Source organism: Spirulina sp. LEGE 11439, from assembly GCF_059821285.1.
This window is the reverse complement of sequence record NZ_JCAMRX010000027.1, coordinates 76,166-82,537: the sequence shown is the minus strand read 5'-3', so window position 1 is coordinate 82,537 and position 6,372 is coordinate 76,166. Positions and strand designations below refer to the sequence as shown.

General features: G+C 40.6%; 5 protein-coding genes and 1 pseudogene. 1 reads left to right on the top strand and 5 read right to left on the bottom strand.

The features are described 5' to 3' along the window. On the top strand, positions 1 to 328 hold a 328-nt coding region (locus tag AC6RV6_RS17845), incomplete at its 5' end, for a hypothetical protein (RefSeq protein WP_500242222.1). Positions 329 to 392: 64 nt separating this feature from the next. Here AC6RV6_RS17845 and AC6RV6_RS17840 read toward each other — a convergent pair. From AC6RV6_RS17840 to AC6RV6_RS17820, 5 genes and pseudogenes are all read right to left on the bottom strand, one after another. Continuing rightward, positions 393 to 1,274, bottom strand: coding sequence for a rhomboid family intramembrane serine protease (locus AC6RV6_RS17840; protein WP_500242221.1), 882 nt, complete (start codon positions 1,272 to 1,274; stop codon positions 393 to 395). Between the two features lie 139 nt (positions 1,275 to 1,413). Further along, positions 1,414 to 2,229, bottom strand: a pseudogene (locus AC6RV6_RS17835) (polyprenol monophosphomannose synthase); the annotation flags it as partial. A gap of 82 nt (positions 2,230 to 2,311) precedes the next feature. Then, positions 2,312 to 3,655, bottom strand: a complete 1,344-nt coding sequence (locus tag AC6RV6_RS17830) for an FAD-binding oxidoreductase (protein WP_500242220.1) — start codon at positions 3,653 to 3,655, stop codon at positions 2,312 to 2,314. Then, complete coding sequence (locus AC6RV6_RS17825; RefSeq protein ID WP_500242219.1) at positions 3,627 to 4,268, bottom strand: LamG-like jellyroll fold domain-containing protein; 642 nt, start codon at positions 4,266 to 4,268, stop codon at positions 3,627 to 3,629. The genes AC6RV6_RS17830 and AC6RV6_RS17825 overlap by 29 nt, the downstream gene beginning before the upstream one ends. Before the next feature lie 26 nt (positions 4,269 to 4,294). Continuing rightward, a complete protein-coding gene (locus tag AC6RV6_RS17820) occupies positions 4,295 to 6,298 on the bottom strand; it encodes a response regulator (protein WP_500242218.1) in 2,004 nt (667 codons plus the stop codon). Between the last annotated feature and the right edge of the window lie 74 nt (positions 6,299 to 6,372).

Genomic DNA, 6,372 nt, shown 5'->3' with positions numbered 1-6,372 from the left:
TGAAGGCTTTATCCCTTATACAGTCTATTTTATAGCTCTCTTGTCACCCCTTAAGGACATTTTTATAGATATTTTTAACTTCATTAGAGATAATTTTACTAGCTCAGGTTCTTCAGAAAATATTCAAATAGTTTTAGAAAAAATTAAGACAAGATGTGAAAATGCAGCCAAACAAATTGATCTTATTTATGAAAAGGAACAACTCGATGATATTGTTGAAATTCAGGCAACTTTACGACATATCTGGGATAGGTTGCGAATTTGGCTTCCCGGATATGAAAAACCAGAACAACATCCTCATTCTTCTAGTCCCTCTTTACCTTGGTAAATTATGAATTTTCTACCTAGTAATGCTCACTTGGGTAAAAGTTTTATCCTGAAATTTGTCAATTTCAGAAACCGCCGATAAAAAGATAAGCGTGAATCATCGAAATAATCACACTGAGGAAAGAAGCGACAAGTAAAGCGATCGCAATCAGTAAATGACCGTGACTCTCTCGTTTTTGAGGATTAAACCAAGGCAATCTCGTCACCAAATAACCGCCGAGAAAGCCGCCAAAATGTCCCCAATTATCGGCTCCAAGAAGCAAACCTCCGACAAAACCCACGACAAAAAACTGAAAATTACTTTTAACGATCTCGGAATCTCCTTGCATTTGTCCATAAGCGACTAATGAACCCAATAACCCAAATACTCCCCCCGATGCTCCTACAGCAACCGGCGCACCTTGTAATAAAGCTGGAAGATTGTCGAAATAATGCCCAACAGAAGACGTAAAAATAGCCCCAGTTATAATCGAAATTGTGTAAAAAATGACCAAGCGACTCGCCCCACAAAATTGAGCAATTTGGAGAGCCAGATAGCGAAATACAGCTAAGTTAAAAGCAAGATGAAAAAAACTGACATGAAGCCATCCTCCACTTAATACCGTCCACCAACGACCGGCCTCAAAAACGGGTTTTGCTCCCGTCGAACCGCAAATAAATAAGCTATCACTACTTGGAGCTAAAAAGCCAAACAGGGCATTGACTCCGATTCCTCCCCAACGAATTCCGGCGGGGTTAAGAGCGAGGGTAATGAGATAGAAGAGAAGACAACCTCCCATAACTACGGGAATAACCCCAAAATCATCCCCCAATTGCTGCAAACTCCGCTTATAACCCCATATACTGGGATTGCGTCGATCGCAGTGAGGGCAGGTTTTAGCATCGACTGATACCATCTTGTGACAAGAGGGACAAGAAATAGAACCACTGGTTTGACGTTCGAGCATCCAAACTTCTCAGATTTTGGCAAATATTCGTATCTTAACGCGAGTTTGATAAAGGTAGAACTTGCTGCTTCTGTCCTTGCGATCGCGATTCTCCTCGGGAGAAGCTGCGCCAACGCTGTCGTTGTAGGCTCTTAAGGAGAATTTGTCCGTATCGCAGCGATCGCGTTAATGACACACGCGGGAATCTTAACCGCAATAAATGCTCGAGGTATTGGAGGTATTGCACGATCGTAACCTTACTTTCTCCTTCACTACGTTCTTGGAAGATATAACCCACTTCTGCAATTTTCTCAAATTTGCCGCGGCCGAGAATTTCTAACAAAATTTTATAGCCTGTCGGTTTCATTTCTTTGCCTTGAATAGCATCGCGACGGACGAGAAAATAACCGCTTAAGGGATCGGAAACGCGACCCACCACCCGAGGTAAAATCATTAACCCTAAGAGTTGAGCGCCCCGAGAGAGAAAACGACGCACCAAGCTCCACTCACTTACACCACCCCCTTCAACGTGACGACTGGCCACGGCGAGATCGGCTCCGCTTTCCATTCGCGCATACAGTTCTAACAAGGTTTCTGGCGGGTGTTGTAAGTCTGCATCGATCGCTCCCAAAATTTCCCCCCGAGCCACTTGCCAGCCGCGAATGACTGCGGTTGAGAGTCCTTTTTCGCGATCGCGACGCATAACTTTGAGTTGAGGATAGGATTTAGCCACATTTAAAGCCACTTCCCAAGTGCCATCCGGACTATTATCATCAACAATAATTAACTCATAGCGATCGGGGATTTCTTTATCCAATAAATGAGTGAGTTTTTCAATAATTGTTTTGATATTTTTGCTTTCTTGATAGGTAGGAATAATTAAGGAAAATTTTAATCTTTCCGGTTGTGGGAGAAAAGCCGAAACACCCGTAATGAATAATCGTCCCCGAGGGACACGAAGCAGAGATTGAGACATTTGAATAGGATTTTGTTATGGATGCAATTGTTGCACCCCAGAATACCATAGATGTCTCATTGCCGATTCAATCAAACAACAATTATTGTTCTCTCTCCAACCAAGCCCGCATTTTTCCCGGGTTTAATAATCCATAAGGATCGACTCGTTCTTTAAATGACAATTGTACCGGATCGACGACTTTTCGTCCGCCATCCTCTAAAATATAAGTGTGAGGATTGGCAATTCCAGCCCCATTATCCTCGTGGTATTTAATAATTTCATTGAGTCGTTCTTCTGTTGAATAGCGAACCAATTGTAAGCCCGCAGGAATCGCTTTTCCTCCTGCTCGTAGAAACTCCAAATGAATCATCACTTCATCGCCAAAATAACGATACATTTGCTCGACTCGTTCTAAATCCCAATAAAAGGTTTGTAAATAGGTTAAATTAGGGTCAATACTGCGAGCGTGCAAAGTGGTATGATTCCAGCCAAATTCCACCAAACTCATTCCTTTTTTCGCTTCGTTTGCTGTTTTCTGGTAAGTGATTTCCCCTTCCCATTCCTCGACTAAATCGTAAAACGGTTCGAGAGAAGATTCTGCGACCATCAGAAACACACAGGATTTTCCTGCGGGAATATAATCTTTGAGCGCGGTAAAATACGCGGGAATAGGATTCGCAAAAACAGCAACCCACTTCTTGACCAACCCATCAGAAGCTGCGATCGCCTGCCCGAATTTTGCTGCCTCGATAAAATCAGCAAAGGTAACAATCAATTCAGCCCAAGGATAAGCCGGTGCGAGAGGGATTTCTAACTCAATAATAATTCCATTCGTTCCGTAAGCATGATTTACCTGTTGTACCGCATCTCCTCGCAATTCTAATACCCTCGGTTCATCCTCCATCGTGATGATACGAACCGCATGGAGATTGCCACGATCGCGCAATTGTCCGTAATTAATTGAACCGGCACCAACGCTTCCACCTCCTATAAAACCGCCAATAGTTGCCGTGCGATAAGTGGAAGGATACATCCGCAATTCCCAACCGATTTCTCTAGCTTTCTTATCAAATGCTGCCATTTTTACTCCCGGTTCAACACTAGCTAAACCGGGTTTTAGCCAACGAATTTTGTTCATTGGTGTTAAATCGAGAACGATGCCACCTTCAAGAGGAACACATTGTCCATAATTCCCCGTCCCTGCACCTCTAACTGTCAGGAAAATTTTATTTTTAACGCAAACTCGTACTACTTTAAGAACGTCTGTTTCATTGGCAGCACGAACGACTAAATCGGCACATTTTTCGGATAATTGAGCTTGAAGAATGGGACTGAAATGATAATAATCAAGAGATAGCTTGGCAATTTGACTGGCATCAGTCACGATCTCCAGTCCGTCCAATTCAGCAATAATTTTATTCCAGTTGATTGTGGTCGCAGTCATGGGTATTTAACTTTGAGAAGCATAGTGTTATTGTACTCAAACAAAGATAGCAAAAAAAATGGATCGATTTGGCATTGGCATTGAGATGAAGGACAAAAGCATTGCGTTTGCTGGCCAAAAATCTATACTCATTCCAAATGGAGGTTTTACTCTTCGCCCAACAAGAAATCGTCATGGCTGCAGTCGGATTGGAAAAATTGGGAATTTCCACATAATCCCCTTTCCTATCAAACATGAGGATCGGCTCGAAGTTAATAGCCTTTTCCTCTTCTACCGTCGTACCGGGTTGGACGAGGTAAGTAATACCGAGTTCGTCCAAACGATAGGAGAAGGCATAATTGTTCGCGATCGCGGGAACGACCCGAAAAACTCGTTTTGTCCCGATCGCTTCGGGAGGCAAGGAAATTTTATCTCCTGCACGTTGTTCAAAGACATGCAGGGTGGAAAGATGCGGCATTGTTGAGCATTCCACCGACAGAAACGAAACCCACCAGATATCTTGGTTGCGATAAAAGGCTTTAAAAATATCGTAAATATTGATATAAATCCTACCATTTCGGTCATCATGTTCCACTCCTCGTTCTTTCCATGCTTGGCGAATCCATTGTTTCATTTCTTGATTTTCTCGACAACAATAATTTAATCAATTAATTGATTGAGAATATCAAAGCGAAAATCATCGAGTAAATTAGCAATTTTCTGATATAAATGATTTTCTGTTTCGGGAATTTCTTCGAGGAGTTTTCGCAATTGCGATTCATTTATTTTGCGAGTTGCGTCGCTAAATTGATGTAACCATTGAACGGGCATAATGGTGAGTTCTTCTCGGGTTAAATCTTCTAATAAAAGTTCTGAAGGTTCTAGAGAGATTGTGGCACGATCGCGAGATAATAAACTGAGATGATGTGCCAATTTTTCTAAAACCACTTCTTCTCGAAAAGGCTTGCTAATAAAATCTTGGCAGCCTATTGCGATCGCGCCTTTCCATTCTTCATCAGAGGCGCTTGCAGTCAAGGCGATCGCGATTGTTTTAGGATTTATTTTCGCGGCTTCAATTTGTTCGAGCAATCCGATTTCATCGAGCTTGGGAAGGTGAAGATCGAGCAAAATAATATGAGGTTGCCAACAATGCCATAATTCTAAACATTCTTCACTTTCGCTAGTAATTTCTACATTAAATCCCAAAGGTTTGAGCATTTTGAAGAGCGCTTGACAATTTTCTACCATCCCATCTGCTATTAATAAGCGATACTGAATAGGTTCGAGGGGAAATATTAATTTTGTTTTTTTGTCTTTTTCGCTGTGAATCGCTTCGGGAGTATTGAGATAGGCGGGAATCTCGAAAGAAAACACCGATCCTATTTTTAACTTACTCGTAACTTTGATTTCTCCGCCTAATAAATGAACAAATTCTTGGCAAATAAATAAACCCAAACCTATTCCTGTTGATGAATACTGAGAATTTTTTGTCGGTGTAAATGGCTCAAATAAATACTCTAATTGTTCTAATGATATCCCCAGTCCTGTATCTTCTACAGCGAAAGATAAGAGCAACGATTGTTCATGTTCATTATTTGGGTTTTGAGCAAGTACCGCCGCAACTTTTAAGCGAACATAGCCTTCTCGAGTAAAAGCGATCGCATTATCGAGCAGATTGATTAACACTTGCCGCAATTTGCGTTCGTCAGTTTGAATCGAATGCGGTATATCTTCTTTTAAGTCAAGATCTAATACTAATCCTTTTTGAGCGGCTTTAGGACGAAATAAATTAATAATTGTAGTGAGGAAATAATGAAGATCGAACCAGTTTTCTCGCAAAATTACTTGACTATTATCAAGTTGAGCAATTGATAAAATGTTATTAATTAAACCTAATAGATTTTCGCTATTTTCGTGAATGATTTGTAATTTTTGTTGTCGATCGGAATTTAAAGAAGGATCGCGAACTAACAATTGTGTAAATCCCAAAATAGCATTTAAAGGCGTTCTCAATTCATGACTCATTTGAGCCAGAAAGTTACTTTTTGTTTGAGCAGCCGATTCTGCAGCTTGTAATGCTTGTTGCAGCACGACTTCTGTTTCTTGGAGATCGATAATTTTTTGCTCTAACAAGGCGTTGGTTGCTTTGAGTTGTGCGGTGCGTTTTTCAATTTTATATTCGAGGTTACTTTGTGTTTCGCGTAAAGCTATTTCTATCGTTTGACGCTGCTGAATTTCTGCTTGTAATATTTGATTTTGTTCGCTTAATTGATTCTGTAACTTTTGGATTTTTAAATGCGCTTTTACTCGAATCACCATTTCATCTAACTGGAATGGTTTGGTAATATAATCAACACCGCCCACTTCAAATCCCTTGATTTTATCTTCAACGGAATTTAATCCTGTCATAAAGACAATAGGAATTTCTGCATAAGCAGAATTTTCTTTGAGGCGAGTACAGGTTTCAAAACCATCAATTCCGGGTAATATTACATCTAAAATAATTAAATCTGGAGGAAATTCTTTCACTTTTTCAAGGGCATTTTCTCCATTCCGAGCAACCATGACTTGAAACCCTTCTTGAGTGAACACATCAAAAAGAAGCTCTAAATTGTGGGTGCGATCGTCAATAACGAGAATAGTTTCTCGTTCATTTTTATCCATTTTTCTCGGCTATCAATCTAATGTTTCTAAGCAAAAATCTCGATGTAACTCGCACTCAAATTCTCCTCTATTCC